Below are 16,524 nucleotides of genomic sequence, written 5' to 3' on the forward strand. Positions count from 1 at the left end.
ATGACCTACACGAGCTGAGCCATCTTCAAACAGCCCAGCACAATAAAGACGACCGCTGCACCGAACAGAATCAACACAGTCTTCTTCTGCTGTTCATTCATCGTTATGACCTCCTGATCAACAAAAAAAACACCGCCCACAAGCTTAATAGCAAGTGAGCGGTGCTTCCGCATCAAAGTACATGATTCAATTTGAAAATAATATAACGCATTATTCTACAAATTTCAACTCTTTTTGTTCATGATGCGAAAAAAATTTAATATAGAGACAGTGCTAACGTGTCGCTTTCCTGCTTGCTATGCAAAATCGCTTCACTGCCTTCGATTTCAATCGAAATCAAAGAACTCAAGCACTTCTTCAATGCACTCTTACCGTATACCCATTTTGTATCCAAAATATTTTTGAGCACCTTAAGTGTTTTGTGAGGCTGATGGTGTTCTGAGAAATATACGGGAATCAGCCGATTCTGAAAAGTAATGACTGTCCTCATTTCAATCACCTCGTGAAAATAAGAAGTATTATCATTATCATAAATCATGATTGTTAAAAGAACCTTAAAATTTTGAAAATAAATGTTCAAATTTGCGATTTTCGTGCTGACAACTTTTCACGAATTTTGGCGGCGGCAGCGGTAGGACTCTCTATTTGAAAAGATGACATCAATCCATTTCATACATGATCTAAATACCGAATTTGTAACTACATATGGATCGATTGAACCGTTCGATACAACATGTAGTCTTGATTAAAGCTGCTGAAGGTATTATGAAATTGATTTGACATATTTATATTTCCGGTGACCTTTCAGCTCCATTGTTCACGCCATTCGATTTGTCTCGCCATTTCGAGAAAATTCCTTTCTTTTCGCCTGCCTATGACGACTTACAGAATTAGTTACTGAATAGTTTACCATAAACATCCAATTGTTGAAACACGGAACACCAACAAAAATACGGCCTTCTCATCGAAAAGGCCGTTTCATGTAGATCACGCTGTATCTTCTCTTATTGGGCAGCATCACTTCAACTGCAAAGGTGCTAAAATCTCATCAATTTCTTTCATTTGTTCTGGCGAAAGTGGTCCTATCTGCATCGCTTTTGCTGCTTCCTCTACCTGGTCTACGGTTTTCAAGCCGGGAATGGGAATCGTACAGCTGCTATGGCCCCAAATCCAACCAAGGGCTCCTTGAACTAGCGAACGATGTTCGGAGGTTAATATTTCTTTTACAGATTCCAATGCCTGCAAGTATTCCTCTCTCGGCTTGCCCTCTTTAAAATAAAGAACCCATTCATGCTTAGAGCCCCGCACGTCATCGGACGGAATCACGGACGAGCGATGAAACTTCCCGCTAAGCAGCCCCATGGCTAAAGGTGCATTGTTGATGCTGCTTACTTGTCTCTGCTCACATCGTTCAACGATCTCTCTATTTCCGGCCAGCAAATTGAATGGATGCTGAATCGCAGCACATGAGGAACGTTCGATGAATGCTTGCGCCCGTGCCGTATCCTCAGTACTCCAACCGTATGCGCGAATCCAGCCGCGTTTCTTCAGATTTTCCATTGAATGAATGACCGAATCGATCAAATCAAATGGAATAAAGCCAGCATGCAGCTGATACAAATCGATATAATCTGTATTCAGCCTTCGCAGAGATGCTTCGCAAGCCTGTTCCACATAGGAAGGCGATACATCGAAGGCTGAGTTGACTTGACGACTCGATGCGTCATAAGTAAAACCAAATTTCGTTGCAATGACAGCTTCTTGCCGTCTCCCCTTTAATGCGCGTCCCACAATTTCTTCACTATGTCCAGTTCCGTACACATCTGCCGTATCAAAAAAATTGATCCCCAAATCCAAGGCACGCCGAATCGCTCGAATGGACTCTTCATCATCAACTTCTCCCCAGCCGTCCGGCAATCCGTCCAACCAAAACGGCCCTCCCACAGCCCAGCAGCCAAAACCCGCTCCGCTCACCTCGACGTCCGAGTTACCTAAGTTCTTTCTTTGTATCATCCATATAGCCTCCATTTCACTTTTGTTTCCAGCTCATTATAATAAAGGAAATGGCTTCGGTTGAGAGCCAATCCGTATCTATTTTTGGGAGCCAATGGGAGGAAAGCGATACTCGGTATTTATATTGATCGAGATTCAGATCTTTCAATTACATCACAGCTTTGCAGACAGTTACGTGACAGAATTCAAACCGGACTTTTAGCAGAAGGTACCCGTCTCCCACCTACACGAAAAGCTGCTCAAGAATATGGCATTGCACGAAACATTGTCATCGACGTATATGAACAATTGACCGCAGAAGGCTATCTCATTGGGAAGCGCGGCTCAGGCACATACGTCGCCTCCGGGATAACTGCCATGAGCTCAGGGAATTTCACCTGGATGGAATCACTTCATGAACACAATAGCATTCTTTCTGACGACATCATCGATTTTACAACGGGCACCCCCGCTTTAGAATTCTTCCCAAGTCGAATATGGGGTAATTATTTGAAATCAGCCGCTCTGAATTCACCGCTCAGCTGTTTGGACTATGGAGATATTCAAGGACATAGAGAGCTTCGACTAGAGATCACTTCCTATCTGCTTAGAACAAGGGGAATGCACTGCCATCCTGACCAAATTATGATCGTTTCGGGATCATCTGAAGGCTTCACTCTCATTGCTAAAGCAATGTACCCGCAATATCACGGCATTTATTTAGAAGAACCTACGATTGAAATTACACAAAACATTTTTAAACAAATGAATTATCAAATCACCCCAATTGAAGTCGATCATCACGGCATGAAACTGCATGAAATGAATCATTACAAGTCCCATCATCTGTTATTGCTCACACCCGCACATCAATTTCCAAGCGGCAGTATTTTATCCATCCAGCGTCGACTACTTGCCTTAAAGCTCATCGAGATGAACGATACCTATCTGATCGAAGATGATTATGACGGTGATTTTCGTTTGAAAGGTGTTCCGATCCCACCCATTCACACCCTTTGTCCTGAAAGAGTCATATACGCTGGCACGTTCAGCAAGACACTCGCCCCTGGACTCCGCATCGGTTTTCTCGTCATCCCAAGCGAATTGATTTCGACATTTACGGATATTAAAGAAAGTATCAATATACGCACCTCTGCATTCCAGCAAATTGCACTTGCCCATTTCATGCGCGATGGCCACATGGACAGGCACATTTTTAAAATGAAACGCCTCTATAAGCAGCGGAGAGTAGTGCTTCTTGACGCTCTAATTCAGTATTTCGGAGATGAGATCAAAATTCATGGGGATGAGGCAGGCATGCATCTTGCCGTGGAATTTCTTGATAAATCTCGTACCATCGACTGGGAAAAATCTATCGAGTATGGTGTGAAATTCGGTCTTGTGGAAGAGTACAGCCTTGAAAAGCAAAAACATACGCATGACATTGTTCTCGGATACGGAAATGTTCGAGAGGACCATATTAAGATGGGCATTGAACGATTACATCGTTTCTATGAAGACCAGAGTTAACTTCATTCATGGGTACATCCATGACTGCATTCCATAGCACAGATTTGAATACATTTACAGCCTCATTTATTTATGCTATTATCTAATTACGTAATTACGTATTTAAATAATCAATGAGGTGATATCATTGGAAAGAAATTTTGGAGCCGAGCTGGATGATCTAAAAGCTCAGTTAAACGAGCTTCAACAGCTTGTCCATTCATTCATCCATGCCCCCGAAAGACAAGAAGCGCTGTCATCCAAATCATTGACTATCCCGAACCGTGCAGAGCAGCATTCTGAAGATCGAGACGACAGCGTTGTGTTCTTCTCCGGGCAATACCGAGGGGAACGACACCATTACTGGAGAGAACCGCAAGTACGGAGGTCAAGCGATTTGTCGAAGATGGACAGTGACAAAATTTCGAGAATTTTGTCTGCACTGGGACATAAACAGCGGCTGGATATCCTGAAATCGGTTGGCGCGGAACCTTTAACGGGCGCGGAAATTGTAGATCGTCTCCAAATGGGAACCACCGGACAGTTATACCACCATCTCAAAGCGTTGCTGGGAGCGGATCTGCTCGTACAAGAGGAACGGGGCGGAAAATACATGATTCCGTCACATCGCGTGCTCCCACTGATGTTTCTGTTCGCGGCCGCTTCTGAAATTTTGGACACCAGCGATTATATCGAATTAACGGAAGCACGCAGCCAAGCCGGTGATTTTTTAGGTGACTCCCCAGAACAATATGACGTTCACCTATTGCTGCAATCCGTATTGGAGAACTGTATTGCCGAACATCGAGCCGGTTATTGTTCTCAGGTCACGATCGTTCTCCATCAGGATGGAAGCATCACCGTCGCGGATAACGGTCGCGGTATTCCGGTTCATGCCCTATCGGATTCGAAAAAAACACGTGTCCAGGCTGTACTGACGGAAATGCGCAGCAGCCTAAGCGCCTCGGTTCAAGCGCCCCATGGGACGAAAGGGATCAGTATTCCTGTTGTCAATGCATTGTCTCAGAGTTTATCGGTTGTTATCAGCAGAGAGGGCAAAATATTCCGCCAAGATTTTAAACACGGAATTCCGCAGAACGTATTGATGACCGTTGGACAGTCTGAAGAAACCGGCACAAGCATGACCTTCAGGCCTGATCCGAATATTTTCTCTGCCGGGTTTAGGCTTGTTAAGTTGGAGGAGATCATTGCACTCATCACAGAGTCTTATCCGGAGCTATCGATTCAGCTTTTGCACGATTAAATCATCATTAAGGCTCCCATACCGGGAGCCTTTTATCCTTATCTGTTCATGCTTTTTGAATGTAAGCTTCATGAACGAGGAGCCCACAACATCACGGAAACTCCAACGATACAAATCGCCGCGCCGATCCAATCATACATATCCGGCGTTTTCTTATCAATCAGCCAGCCCCATAAGACGGCAAGAATGATGAAGACGCCTCCATAGGCTGCGTACACTCTTCCGAATTGGGGGAAGGCTTGAAATGTCGGAATAATACCGTATGCGATAAGAATCAGACTTCCCCATATTCCATACCATACAGACTTAGATTCTCTCAACCAGAGCCAAATCATATATCCTCCGCCAATTTCGGCTAATCCTGCAGCGACGAACAATAGAATAGCAGAGACCACGTTGATTCTCCCTCCTGAGGCAGTGTATGCATGTCGTGTGAACACCACACATGCATTACAGGTTAAACCATCTTTTTTTCTTACGCTGGCCTAACCCTGCGATTACATGTTCAACAGCAGGCTTAAGCAGTTCGGTTACCTGTTCATACCGAGCCTTGCTTTGCAAAATGTGACGGCCCTCCCATTCTGCTTCAATCCATTCCTCATAATCCACGTTGGGGAAGTGGCAGATCGGCTTCCATGGAAAACTGTCCAGCCAAGTATTGCGATATTTAGATTGAATAGGTGCGCGGTTGGCGATCCATTCTACATGGTATCCAAGCTTGCGAAGTGAAATGGCCCTGCGAAAAGAAACTGCAGCCTCCGGGCCGTTAAATTTATGCGGAAATCCGTCCGCAACAACCCATACATGTTCGATAGGCAGCTCCATCTGTTCGACCCATTCGATATGGTCACCCAAATCCATCACTAAAACTTGTGCTCCCGCAGCTCTTTCTTCCTGCTGATACTTCAGCCAGTCTTCTCTGCGCTCCCATTCCACCTGCTGTCTCACGATTCGTTTGCCCATCTTTTTCTTCTCACTCACGACCGCTCGGTCCTTCCATTCGACGATTGCACATGGAAGACCCGCCTTCTCTATGGCCAAAGCTGCCGCATCTGCAACGTAACTGGCTCCCGCTCCCGCATAAGCGGAGACAACCGCGATGATTCTCAGCTCGGACGGCTCATCCTGCTTGTCGCCCTGAGCATTCGGGTACTGTTTCATCATCAGCAGCAATGAGCGCTTCACCTCTTCGGCACTTTGATATCTTCTCGCGGGCTGTTCATCAAGCATTTTCCGCAAAATAACCAGCCAGCTAGAATCCTGAATGACCTGTTCTAAGCTCTGATTCGCAGCATATTCGCCTCCGCTCAAAAAATAAAAGATAAGTGCACCCAATTGATAAATATCCGTTCTCGGATCCGTCTGCAATCCGCGCAGCTGCTCCGGCGCTGCAAATCCGCGTGTGCCGAGCTGCACGGTATCGTGATGCTTATCCGCTTGAAACACTCGAGAGATGCCGAAATCAATTAACCGGGCATTGTCATAACTGTCGATAATAATATTTGCCGGCTTTAAATCCCTGTAAATGATCGGTTCTGGCCGTTCATGCAAATATTGAAGTGCTTCGCAAATTTGTACGATATATTTCAACCACCGCCGTTCCGGCAAAGACTTTTGGTGCTGTTCAAACAACTGCAGCAGGGTTGGACCCTCAATATAGTCCATTACGATCCCGACACGATCCGAACCCCACCGAACACAATCCACAATTCTCGGCAGCAGCGGATGATCCAGCTCCATTAACATGCTGGCCTCTGTATTCCAGTTGGAGTTGGCGGAGGTGCTGCAGCGTTTGATCGCCCACAGCTTTCCATTTAATTTTAAATCGCGAGCCAAATACACGGTACCCATACCGCCTCGGCCCAGCTCTCGCAAGATTTCATATCGCTCTGCTAAACGATAAGACCTCCCATCGATACGTTCCTGCAATGCGATCAAACTCCCCTATTCTCTTATTTTGTTAATAAATTATACCATAGGTCCCAAAAAGCACTAGTTCTAATCACATAGAGTGCGAGCATGAAGGAGAAAAAGCCAGCGATTGTATAGCGATACCTGTTTTTCAGCGTTGTACGCGAATAGAGCGTGCAAAAATGATGTCACATCATGGCAAAATTCATTTTTCGAAAAGGTCGTAAAGCGATATACTGAATAATGAGAGAAATGACTGACCACGGGCTGCTTATAAAAAGACAAAGAGCAGCACACCAACACAAAGGAGTGAAGAGACGGCCATGTCTCAAGGAGTACTGGAACGTAAAAATGAAATTTTGAAACGCAAAATTGAAAGCTTACTGCTGAAAGAAAACCAAAAAGGCTTGACCCACTTAGACAGCTATTTGAAAAACAGCATGATCAAAGAGCTTCATTCCAATATTCATAGTCTTCGTTCTCATTAAAATTATTGTAAAGTACACGTTATACAGAAAGGGAGCAGGATTTTACAGCCTATGGCTGCATATCCTGCTCCCTGTTTGTTCTTCAAACAAAGATAGGGACCTTCCATAGAGGAAGGCCTTTCCCCTGTCTCTTTATTCTGATTGCTGACGAATATGATCTGCAATGGCTTTTCCATGCCAACGGCCGTTCTCAATGAAGATTGCATTCGCCTCTCCGCCCGCAGCTATGACACCCGCGATATACAAGCCTGGAACGTTCGTCTCCATCGTCTCCGGATGATGCTCTGGTGCTCCGTTTTCTTCGTCCAAGTGGACACCTAGCTTTCCTAAGAAAGACCTGTCCGGGCGGAATCCTGTTAACGCCAGGACAAAATCGTTGTCTAGCGTTTCCACGATCCCTTCATGATCGACAATCACGCTGCGTTCGGTAATTTCCTTCACTTGGCTGTTCCACAGCACCCGAATTCTTCCTTTCGCCGCCGCGCTCTCAAATAACGGCCTCATCCATGGCTTCACGCTTGGTGACAATTCGCTTTTACGGTAAATGACCGTGACCTCCGCGCCAACACGGACTAAATCTAAAGCTGCATCGACCGCTGAATTTTTGCCGCCAATGATCGCGACCTTCATCCCGCTGTAAGGATGTGCTTCTTGATAAAAATGGGATACCTTCGGCAGGTTTTCTCCAGGAACATCCATATAATTCGGACGATCAAAATAGCCGGTCGCGATCACAATGTGTTTCGCCGTATAAGTCTGTTTCTCGCCGAATCGATTCTCGGTATGAACAGAGAAAGCGCCCTTAGTTCCTTCGACCTGAACCACGGTCTCGTACGTATGTACGCGAAGCTGTTCTCTTTCCGCTACCATCCGGTAATAGGTCAACGCTTCCAAGCGAGTAGGCTTTTCATTGGGCGTCGTGAATGGAATGCCTCCGATCTCCAGCAGCTCCGGTGTGCTGTGAAACACTAAATAAGTCGGATATAAGTAAATGGAATGCACTAAGCTGCCTTTTTCTATAATTAACGGATCCAAGCCTGCTCTCTTACATTCGACAGCGGCCGATAAGCCGCATGGACCTCCCCCGATAATGATGACTTGCTCCATCATATTTCTCCTCCCTTGCCATTTCTGTCTGTATTTGACTATGCCTGCACATGAAGCCACGGACGTCCTGCATCCCATACCAGCTTCACATCCACATCAAATACTTGCTTGAAGAGCTCATCTTTAAGAACATCTTCTTTATGTCCGGATGCCAAAATTTTACCTTCATGCACAACCGCCGTATGAGTGAAGAAAGGCATTATTTCTTCGATATGGTGTGTTACATATACCATCTGCAGCGGCTTTTTCGAAAGCTGTTCCAAATCGGCCAGCAGCTTCTCCCTCTCGTATAGATCAAGTCCCGAGCAGGGCTCGTCTAGAATGAGCAGACTAGGATCACTCATGATTACCCGGGCCAGCATCGCTTTTTTGCGTTCTCCTTGGGAAAGAACCCCCAGCGGCTTTTCTGCCAAATGGAGAATATTCAGCTGCTCTAAAATATGCAGCGCCTTTTCCTTCACTTCTCCAGGAATCTCTTGATAGAATCGCAAAAATCCGTATTCTCCTGTTGCGGCCACTTCCCATACCGGATCACTCAGGTTCAGCTTCTCCATTAACGATTGGCTGATATAACCGATTTTTTTGCGGACTTCACGAACATCGACTTGTCCGTACACATGGCCCATCACTTCAACACGGCCGCTGCTTGGAAATAAATAGCCGTTAATCATTTCCAGAATCGTCGTTTTCCCCGATCCGTTCCGACCTAGTATGACCCATTGCTCACCTTCATTAATTTGTAAATTTACATGGTCTAATATTAATCTTTCTTCCCTGCGCATCGTCAGGTTCTGCAAAGTTATCATGCTTCTCCCTCTCTCTCCCTTTTACGACACTAAGCATCATTTGCGGCTTTTGCAATCTCTCCGATGAGTACAGCAGGCATCGCATGCGGGTACAGCTGAACAGTATCCGGTTTTCCCTGATACAGCATTTCATACATTCTACGGCAGCCCTCTTGGCTTGAGGTATGAAGGTATATACGCTGCCCGTACAAGCCACGGGCCACCATAGCCCGCACCAGCTCTGTTCCGGTCGGCTCTCCCCAGCCTAAGTCGTGATCAAGGGATAAAATATCCACCTCACACTCCTTAAGCAGCGTTAAACATTCCTCCACATTTTTAGCAAGCACAAAACCTTTTGGACATGGGCGAAAGTCATCCAAATAAACGTGGATCACAGCGATCATTCTCTCCTCTACCTTAAAAAATGGCCTGTTCATACGCCCTAATCATGACCCATGTTGTTGACCTTGACCTAGATCACGGATTACGAGCGCAATAAGCTTTTGGCAAGCTCCAGCTCTGACGAACGCTTACCCTTTTTGGAGGCTGCTGTCTCCATCACGACGGGAATATCTGCTCCCTGCAGACTAGTTAACAGCTGCTTTAAAGGCTCTAATCCGATCATACCCTGACCTAGATTCGCATGTCGATCCCGATGTGAACCGCTGGCATACATTGAATCGTTCAAATGAATGGCACATAGTTGCTGTACGTAACCTATTTCCAAGGCCCTTTGATGCAATTCACTCCAATTCTCTGCCGTCCATACTCCGCTGGCAAACAAGTGGCACGTATCGAGACAAAATCCAATGTGTTCTGGATCATCACACAGCTTGCGGATTGTCACACATTCCTCAAATGTAAGACCGATGGTTGTGCCTTCCCCGGCCTGATTCTCAAGCAGCAGCTTTGCCCGTCCTTTCCAGCCGTCCAATGCTTCATTTAAACATTGTATACTATTTTGATATCCTTGTAACGGATCTTTCCCCTTATATTTTCCAAAGTGAACGACAACTCCAATAGATCCGAGGGATTCGGCGATGACTAAATCGTTTTTTAGGGACCGTGCCACACGAGATCTTCCTTCGCGATCCTCGAGGGATAAATTGGCAGGATAAGGAGCGTGCGCGATCGTGCACAGCCCATGTTCTTCGCAAAACGCTCTGCATGCGTCGGCATCATGGAAGTCCGGCTGCTTGATTTCCAAGCTTCGCGGATTTTTAGGAAAATACTGAAATGACTCCGCTCCCAGCTTTACGGCCGTTTTGGCCGCGGACAAGAAACCGCTGCTGATGCTGACATGGACACCCACTTTCATTGTTCTTCCTCTCTAATGCCCGCTGCAGCTCTATTCGACAGCTTCTTACTTTGGCAATTCGGACAGAAATAGGCTTTTCGAGAGGCGATTTCCTTCATGATGATGTTCGTACCGCAGCGGTGGCACGGTTGATCCGCTCGATCATGAACCCTCAGGTTTTCACTGTAACCACCGGTCAGCGTATCGCCTACAAACATCGGTTCATCCATGTAGCCGCCGCTAAGGATGGCCTCTCTGAGCACACTGCGCATCATGTAGAGCAGCTTCTCTGCATCGCCTTGCGAGCAGTTCTCCGTTTTAAATTGCGGATGCATTCCCGCTTCAAAGCAAATTTCATCAGAGTAGCAGTTGCCGATGCCCGACAGCAAGCTTTGATCCAGCATAAATGCTTTCATCGTCTTTCGCTTGCGTCGCAGCAGTTCATAAAAGCGTTCCGCAGTAAGCTGTGGCGAAAAAGGATCTATTCCAAGCGCGGCACTTTTCTCCTCCGCTGCAGAAGCGGAATGAAGATGCAAATAACCTAGCCGCAGTCCAATAAAATATAAATGCTGATCACCAAAAGACAGCTGCACCTGCACCGTTCGGTTGGGCCGCTCCTTTTCAGTGCCGTAAAACATCCAGCCGCCCAGCATTAAATGCAGCAGCAAGCATTTTCCGCTTTGCAAATGAAAAAGCAGCGTTTTCCCACGCCGCTCAAGCTTCACAATCGTCTGCTGTACAACATCCCGCGTCCACTGCTGCACAGGAACATTGATCGATTTCTCTCTTTCGATAATGGTATCAGTAATCGGCCTGCCCGTCACTCTAGGCGTCAGCAGCCGCAAATAGGTTTCCATTTCAGGAAGCTCCGGCATCGTGTATTCCACCTTTTCATACTTATATAGGTGCCGTTCAACAGGAATTCTGCCTTTGAGCGTACCAAGCTAAGCAATGTTGAACGGTGGCTTTTACTTAATTACCTATATGGTTGCCTTTACAGCTTTTTCCTATTCGATGCAAACCCGATTGCGGCTACCACAAGCAAAGCTGATCATGAACTACATCCGAATTTCCTTTGCTGCGTTTTCGATTCTTCGTCCTCTGCTGCTCCTCCGATGCCTTAAGCCGTTTTTGCTTGAGACGCTGCTCCCGTTTATTCAGCTCTTCCTTCAGCGCATCCAGCTTGGAACCGGTCAACATGCGTAACGACTTTTTCATGCGAAGGATTTCCTTTGCCAAAAGCACATAATGCAGCGCGACTTCATACTGCTTCATTTTATGCTCATAATACATCGCCAGCTCGGTGCAAGGCTCCATCTGCGCCCAAGCCTGATCTCCGTATTGGTCGGTATAGCTGGTCCAAAGACGAACGGCATCTGACATTCGTCCAGCTTTTTTATACAGCATGGCCACTGAAGGGAGCTGATTGCGGAACTCATGTACATCTCTTGCCAGCAGTAGGCGCAGTGCTTCTTCCCGGAGCTCATTCCTGCCAATTTTGTCATACCACAACGCCAGACGATACAGCTCCTCTGACTCCATCTCGTCCAGCTCCAAACGCCCGGCAATCGCGAGACTCATGTGAATGCCAAGAATGGACAGGCCCATAATGTCCAGTTCGTTGTGTTCAAAAACCCCCTGCAAAATGGCAGGCTTCTGCTCAGCTAAATATTCAAAATAAAGCCGCGGCGCTTCCGAACCTGGAACGTCCTCTGTGCGAGCGATGCCCAGCCGATTTTGCTCTACATGGCTGAGGCGGCAGCTTTCAAGCACCGTCCGCCACAAATTGCGGCTCGGATACAGAAAATCGACATGCTCTAAAATCGATTCGCCCTCTTCCGCCACCCGATTGAGAATGAAACGATTTTTCATCAACGGCCAGTCGAACGATTTGCCGTTATAGGAGATGAGATGGCTGCACGAATTAAGCCTGCCAAGCAGATAGTTCAGCATTGCAGGCTCCTCCGCAGGGTGCTGCAGCAGCATTTGCTCCACGACAAAACCGTTCTGCTCATAATATCCGAGGCCGACCATGAATGGGAGATTTCCCGCTCCAACGCCTAATCCGGTCGTCTCGGTATCGAGGAATGCCAGCGACTGAAGGCTTTCCGGCGGATGCTCCGGCGTTAACTGCCCGAGAAACGGAAGCAGTGCTTCAAGCTGGCCAAACTCATAGTATCCATGCCGGTGGTGCAGCGGATACACTCTTCTGCGAAGCAGAAACGAACCCCACTCTGTGTTGATCCGGTACACGTCCATCGCGGACCATTCGTCTCCCGCTTCAAGCAGACGAAAGTTTTCGGATACGGATGGGCGCGGAAGTTCGTTCGAGCCATTCTCGTCGGCCGGTGTATCAGACGAGGCCTCGGAGATCTCTTCCGGCGCCGAAATCGCCTTGCGCTTCATTCCCAGCAGCTTTTCTCTCATTCGGCTCATAATCATTCCTCCAATTGAGTGATCAGCTCAAGTGCCTTTTGCTTCCCGGTTATCCCGACTTCTTCGATTGGTCCGACACAAGCCGGACAGCCGCTTAAGCAGCCGCATGATTGAATGAGCCGCTGAGCTTGCTCGAGGAGCTGCGGATGCAGGTCGTACAGCCTTTCGCTGAGACCAATGCCGCCCGGATATCGATCGTAGAAAAATAGTGTCGGCTTCTTCGTGTGAACCGCCTTGACCTGCGGCACCACCCGAATATCCAGCGGATCGCACATCAAATAAAGCGGCGCAATATGGCTGAGCACATTGGACAAGCCTAAAAGGGCCAGCTGCATTTCGCTCGAAGTCGTATGCTTCGCCGTCTCATCCGGCAGCGTAATCCAAAAGGAGCTCGTATGCAGCTCCTCCTCAGGCAGGTGGATCGGTCCTGAACCAATATTCTCATGTGTCCGCAAACGAATTTTTTTGAAAATTGTCGGTTTGGCATTGACCGTCACTTCCCCATAGCTGCAGCTCCATCCGCCATGCTCGGCCTGCTTATCCTCATGCAGCACCTTCAGCTCCACCGCCAAATTTGCGTCGGTATAGTAATCTACATTCACCTGCCTGACAAACGCTTTCTTCTCCTCATAGTCCAGCTTCTCGACCTGGAATTGGACCCCTTCATGAATGTAGATCGCTTCTTCATGAATTAAGGTTGGCGCGCTAAAACGATCAACCTCTCCGATCACTTTGTGACCTTCCGTCATATCGATAATGACAAAGTTCTCCTGAGCCGCTGAACGCAGCGAAATATTATGCGCCGGAAAAGACTGCTCCATCCAGTACCAGCGATCCTTCACGCGATGGAGCGTCTGCTCTTCTACGAGAAACTCGAGCAAGTCCTCCATCGGCTCGGCCCCGAACTTCTCCCCTTTCTCAAATGGCAGCTCGTATGCGGCGCATTTGAGATGGTCCATCAAAATCATCAGATTGTCCGGGTGAATCCGCGCTTCCTCCGGCGGTGTATGAAAGAAAAACTCCGGATTCGCAATGATATACTGATCCAGCGGATTGCTGCTGGCCACCATGAAAGTCAGCGCTGTGTCTTGTCTGCGTCCGGCCCGACCCGACTGCTGCCAAGTGCTGGCAATCGTACCCGGATAGCCGTTAAGCACGCATGCCTGCAGCTGTCCGATGTCAATCCCCAGCTCGAGCGCATTCGTACTTACAACCCCGCGAATCTCTCCGTTTCGAAGTCCGCGTTCTATTTCCCTGCGCTGCTTCGGCAAATAACCGCCTCGGTACCCTCGAATCGTTTTCGGTCCGAGCTCCTTTTTGACGAGCTCCTGCAAATAAGTTAGCAGCAGCTCGACTCTAACTCTGCTGCGGGCAAACACAATCGTCTGTATGCCGTTTCTCAGCAGCAGTGCCGCGAGCTTACGGGTCTCGAGCACACTGCTGCGGCGAATGCCCAGCTGCTGATTGACGACGGGCGGGTTATAGAACACGAAGTGCTTCTCCCCCGATGGCGCACCATTGTTGTCTATCAGCTTTACCTCTTCCTCAATGAACGCCTCGGTATGCTGCTTCGGATTGGCGATTGTCGCACTGGCACAAATAAACTGGGGCTTCGACCCATAAAAGGCACAGATACGCTTCAGCCTGCGGATCACGTTCGCCACGTGGCTTCCAAAAACTCCTCTATAGGAATGAACCTCGTCAATGACGACGTATTTCAAATTTTCGAACAGCTTGACCCATTTCGTATGATGCGGCAAAATCGCGGAATGGAGCATGTCCGGATTGGTCACGACGATATGTCCTGCGTTTCGAATCACTTGGCGTACATTGGGCGGCGTATCTCCATCGTATGTATGAGATTTGATATCTGCCCCCAGCACATTAACGAGCTCGTGCATTTCAGCAACCTGATCCTGCGCCAGCGCTTTTGTTGGAAACAAGTACAGAGCCCTGTCATTGCTGTTCTCCAATATCGCTTGCACGACAGGGAGATTGTAGCAGAGTGTCTTTCCGGATGCCGTAGGCGTAACCGTAACAAGATGATGCCCTGCACGCACCGCACGAAAAGAAGCCGCTTGATGCGAATACAGGCGATCGATTCCTTTTTCCGCCAGCGCTCTTCGCAAGTCACTGCTCAGTTCTTCTGGAAATTCTTCATATTGAGCCGGTTTAGCGGGCAAGGTTTGCCAATGCGTAACATTCTCCATCACTTCCGGCATTTGCTTGATCATTTCAATCCACTCGTTCATGCTGTTTGTTTTTCCCGTGAGCCGATTCATCGTTCCTTCATCCTCTGCCGATTCATTCTACCTTTTATTTTACAGAATATACGTTCGTAGAACAATGCCTCTTTCGTTTCCTCCTTGCTCTTTCTCTCTGTTATTTTTTACCTAAAAGAAAAACCGCTTTAATTCGAGCGGTTAACAACAAAACAAGGTATTGTATTGTAACACGATCATGAGTTAATCTTCGGCGCGAATAAACAGCTTGATCGATTGGATATATCCGATATGCATCGATTCATGGAAAATAAAAAAGTTCAGCATCTCACTTACAGTAATGAATTCATGGCCCCCATAGTTACTGACTCTAAAAGGTTTTTCTAGCTTTTGATCCAAGCAATCAGAAAAAACCTCTTGAACCATGGCCTGCTGCTGCTCCAATTGTTCTCTTAATTCGTTTAGCGTGGGAATATCGTTCGTCCAGTCTTTTGGACCGGTTCCTGGCTTAAACCATTCAATATATTGCTCCGGCAAATAGGAGGTGGATTGGAATATCGAAAATGCTAGATTCGCTGCAAACAAAATATGACCGATATGCCACTTCAGCGAATTATTGAAGCCTTTTGGAATGATATTCGCTTCGCTTTCAGATACTGTCCGAATGGTCTTTAATAGTACCTCTCTCGTCATATTGAATTGTTTGATCATTCCCGTGACAACCATGGACTTCCCTCCTGAATCATTTTAAGATGGACGAAGCATAAATCGGGACACATTTTGTCCCCAAGGGACTTTTATTGACCCCTATTTCATCATAACTCCACTTCATTGGTAATTCAACCTGTATTTTCCTTAATTTTTAACACATCTTCTTGAAAACCACTCCGATTGAGGGATTCGATAATTTTAATGGCTTTGTGGCGGATGAACCAGGACGAGCCTATGATCCAAAAAGCTTGTATCCATTGCAGTGCTTTATGTATCGATATCACGGAGTATCGCCATTATATTCAACAAGTGGCTCAACTCGATCACGTAGCTTGCAGCATAAAAGTTGGATCGATCTACCGGGATATATCATGGTAACGCCCTTTCCCGGGAAATCGCAGGAACAGACAAAAAAAGGCCAACCCTGTAATAGGCTGACCTATTGTAACGAATGAAGTCGAAACTCGTTGATTTCCGGCTTAAATTCCAGCGCTGTCGTCATAATCGTAACGGAATCCATCCGTTGCTGCAGGAGTGTTCATTGCAAAATCGGTTGGGATCCCTTGCATTTTCGTTAGTACATCTCGATATTGAATCATCGCTTGATAATCGGTCCCTCTGTTCATCGCTTCACGAAGCGCTTGTTCAATCACGGCATAATCTGCTGCGCTGAAATTATGATCCATCATCACGCACCTCCCGTTTTGCAATTTTTCCGATCTAGCTCATAGTTTTCCCAACATGGGAAGAAATATGTTTTTTATTTTTTATTTAGTACAATATAGGAAGAAGAACTTTCCTG

The 16,524-nt window shown here is 47.0% G+C and carries 16 protein-coding genes; 3 read left to right on the forward strand and 13 right to left on the reverse strand.

Going from position 1 to position 16,524, the window contains the following annotated elements; genetic code table 11:
- Nucleotides 1-256: 256 nt before the first annotated feature.
- Both ACFPXP_RS18340 and ACFPXP_RS18345 read right to left on the reverse strand, forming a co-directional pair.
- Nucleotides 257-490: a hypothetical protein gene (locus ACFPXP_RS18340; protein WP_379895838.1), complete on the reverse strand. Its 234-nt coding sequence runs from the start codon at nt 488-490 to the stop codon at nt 257-259.
- Between the two features lie 527 nt (nt 491-1,017).
- Complete coding sequence (locus ACFPXP_RS18345; RefSeq protein ID WP_379895839.1) at nt 1,018-2,013, reverse strand: aldo/keto reductase; 996 nt, start codon at nt 2,011-2,013, stop codon at nt 1,018-1,020.
- A 60-nt stretch (nt 2,014-2,073) separates the two neighbouring features.
- Here ACFPXP_RS18345 and pdxR point away from each other — a divergent pair, with 60 nt between their 5' ends.
- Nucleotides 2,074-3,522: a MocR-like pyridoxine biosynthesis transcription factor PdxR gene (gene pdxR / locus ACFPXP_RS18350; RefSeq protein WP_379895840.1), complete on the forward strand. Its 1,449-nt coding sequence runs from the start codon at nt 2,074-2,076 to the stop codon at nt 3,520-3,522.
- A gap of 118 nt (nt 3,523-3,640) precedes the next feature.
- Nucleotides 3,641-4,765 (forward strand): ATP-binding protein, encoded by a 1,125-nt coding sequence (locus tag ACFPXP_RS18355; protein WP_379895842.1) that lies wholly within the window; start codon nt 3,641-3,643, stop codon nt 4,763-4,765.
- Between the two features lie 68 nt (nt 4,766-4,833).
- On the opposite strand, the gene ACFPXP_RS18360 is transcribed toward ACFPXP_RS18355, so the two are convergent.
- Both ACFPXP_RS18360 and ACFPXP_RS18365 read right to left on the reverse strand, forming a co-directional pair.
- Nucleotides 4,834-5,160 (reverse strand): YnfA family protein, encoded by a 327-nt coding sequence (locus tag ACFPXP_RS18360; protein ID WP_379895843.1) that lies wholly within the window; start codon nt 5,158-5,160, stop codon nt 4,834-4,836.
- Between the two features lie 55 nt (nt 5,161-5,215).
- Entirely contained in the window at nt 5,216-6,694 is a 1,479-nt protein-coding gene (locus tag ACFPXP_RS18365; RefSeq protein WP_379895844.1) for a serine/threonine protein kinase, read from the reverse strand.
- A gap of 305 nt (nt 6,695-6,999) precedes the next feature.
- Here ACFPXP_RS18365 and ACFPXP_RS18370 point away from each other — a divergent pair, with 305 nt between their 5' ends.
- Complete coding sequence (locus tag ACFPXP_RS18370; protein ID WP_379895845.1) at nt 7,000-7,164, forward strand: hypothetical protein; 165 nt, start codon at nt 7,000-7,002, stop codon at nt 7,162-7,164.
- Between the two features lie 132 nt (nt 7,165-7,296).
- Here the strand turns inward: ACFPXP_RS18370 and ACFPXP_RS18375 are convergent, their stop codons facing one another.
- The 9 genes from ACFPXP_RS18375 to ACFPXP_RS18415 all read right to left on the reverse strand — a co-directional run bounded on the left by ACFPXP_RS18375 (nt 7,297) and on the right by ACFPXP_RS18415 (nt 16,411).
- Nucleotides 7,297-8,271 (reverse strand): YpdA family putative bacillithiol disulfide reductase, encoded by a 975-nt coding sequence (locus ACFPXP_RS18375; RefSeq protein WP_379895892.1) that lies wholly within the window; start codon nt 8,269-8,271, stop codon nt 7,297-7,299.
- Nucleotides 8,272-8,309: 38 nt separating this feature from the next.
- Nucleotides 8,310-9,077: an ABC transporter ATP-binding protein gene (locus tag ACFPXP_RS18380; protein WP_379895846.1), complete on the reverse strand. Its 768-nt coding sequence runs from the start codon at nt 9,075-9,077 to the stop codon at nt 8,310-8,312.
- 29 nt (nt 9,078-9,106) lie between these two features.
- Nucleotides 9,107-9,451, reverse strand: a complete 345-nt coding sequence (locus ACFPXP_RS18385) for a cyclic-phosphate processing receiver domain-containing protein (protein ID WP_379895893.1) — start codon at nt 9,449-9,451, stop codon at nt 9,107-9,109.
- A gap of 89 nt (nt 9,452-9,540) precedes the next feature.
- Nucleotides 9,541-10,374: a deoxyribonuclease IV gene (locus tag ACFPXP_RS18390; protein WP_379895847.1), complete on the reverse strand. Its 834-nt coding sequence runs from the start codon at nt 10,372-10,374 to the stop codon at nt 9,541-9,543.
- A complete protein-coding gene (locus ACFPXP_RS18395; RefSeq protein WP_379895848.1) occupies nt 10,371-11,228 on the reverse strand; it encodes an Fpg/Nei family DNA glycosylase in 858 nt (285 codons plus the stop codon). The genes ACFPXP_RS18390 and ACFPXP_RS18395 overlap by 4 nt, the downstream gene beginning before the upstream one ends.
- 157 nt (nt 11,229-11,385) lie before the next feature.
- Entirely contained in the window at nt 11,386-12,789 is a 1,404-nt protein-coding gene (locus ACFPXP_RS18400; protein WP_379895849.1) for a ribonuclease H-like domain-containing protein, read from the reverse strand.
- A 2-nt stretch (nt 12,790-12,791) separates the two neighbouring features.
- Nucleotides 12,792-15,071 (reverse strand): DEAD/DEAH box helicase, encoded by a 2,280-nt coding sequence (locus ACFPXP_RS18405; RefSeq protein WP_379895850.1) that lies wholly within the window; start codon nt 15,069-15,071, stop codon nt 12,792-12,794.
- Between the two features lie 183 nt (nt 15,072-15,254).
- Nucleotides 15,255-15,737, reverse strand: a complete 483-nt coding sequence (locus tag ACFPXP_RS18410; RefSeq protein ID WP_379895851.1) for a DinB family protein — start codon at nt 15,735-15,737, stop codon at nt 15,255-15,257.
- A 464-nt stretch (nt 15,738-16,201) separates the two neighbouring features.
- Complete coding sequence (locus tag ACFPXP_RS18415) at nt 16,202-16,411, reverse strand: hypothetical protein (protein ID WP_379895852.1); 210 nt, start codon at nt 16,409-16,411, stop codon at nt 16,202-16,204.
- Between the last annotated feature and the right edge of the window lie 113 nt (nt 16,412-16,524).

This window comes from Marinicrinis lubricantis (assembly GCF_042658665.1).
GTDB classification, from domain to species: domain Bacteria; phylum Bacillota; class Bacilli; order Paenibacillales; family KCTC-33676; genus Marinicrinis; species Marinicrinis lubricantis.

Excerpts from the sequence above, each read along its gene's own strand:
- ACFPXP_RS18340 (WP_379895838.1), bottom strand. The coding sequence starts at position 490 with ATGAGGACAGTCATTACTTTTCAGAATCGGCTGATTCCCGTATATTTC.
- ACFPXP_RS18345 (WP_379895839.1), bottom strand. The coding sequence starts at position 2,013 with ATGATACAAAGAAAGAACTTAGGTAACTCGGACGTCGAGGTGAGCGGA.
- ACFPXP_RS18370 (WP_379895845.1), top strand. The coding sequence starts at position 7,000 with ATGTCTCAAGGAGTACTGGAACGTAAAAATGAAATTTTGAAACGCAAA.
- ACFPXP_RS18375 (WP_379895892.1), bottom strand. The coding sequence starts at position 8,271 with ATGGAGCAAGTCATCATTATCGGGGGAGGTCCATGCGGCTTATCGGCC.
- ACFPXP_RS18380 (WP_379895846.1), bottom strand. The coding sequence starts at position 9,077 with ATGATAACTTTGCAGAACCTGACGATGCGCAGGGAAGAAAGATTAATA.
- ACFPXP_RS18390 (WP_379895847.1), bottom strand. The coding sequence starts at position 10,374 with ATGAAAGTGGGTGTCCATGTCAGCATCAGCAGCGGTTTCTTGTCCGCG.
- ACFPXP_RS18395 (WP_379895848.1), bottom strand. The coding sequence starts at position 11,228 with ATGCCGGAGCTTCCTGAAATGGAAACCTATTTGCGGCTGCTGACGCCT.
- ACFPXP_RS18400 (WP_379895849.1), bottom strand. The coding sequence starts at position 12,789 with ATGAGCCGAATGAGAGAAAAGCTGCTGGGAATGAAGCGCAAGGCGATT.
- ACFPXP_RS18405 (WP_379895850.1), bottom strand. The coding sequence starts at position 15,071 with ATGAATCGGCTCACGGGAAAAACAAACAGCATGAACGAGTGGATTGAA.
- ACFPXP_RS18410 (WP_379895851.1), bottom strand. The coding sequence starts at position 15,737 with ATGGTTGTCACGGGAATGATCAAACAATTCAATATGACGAGAGAGGTA.
- ACFPXP_RS18415 (WP_379895852.1), bottom strand. The coding sequence starts at position 16,411 with ATGATGGATCATAATTTCAGCGCAGCAGATTATGCCGTGATTGAACAA.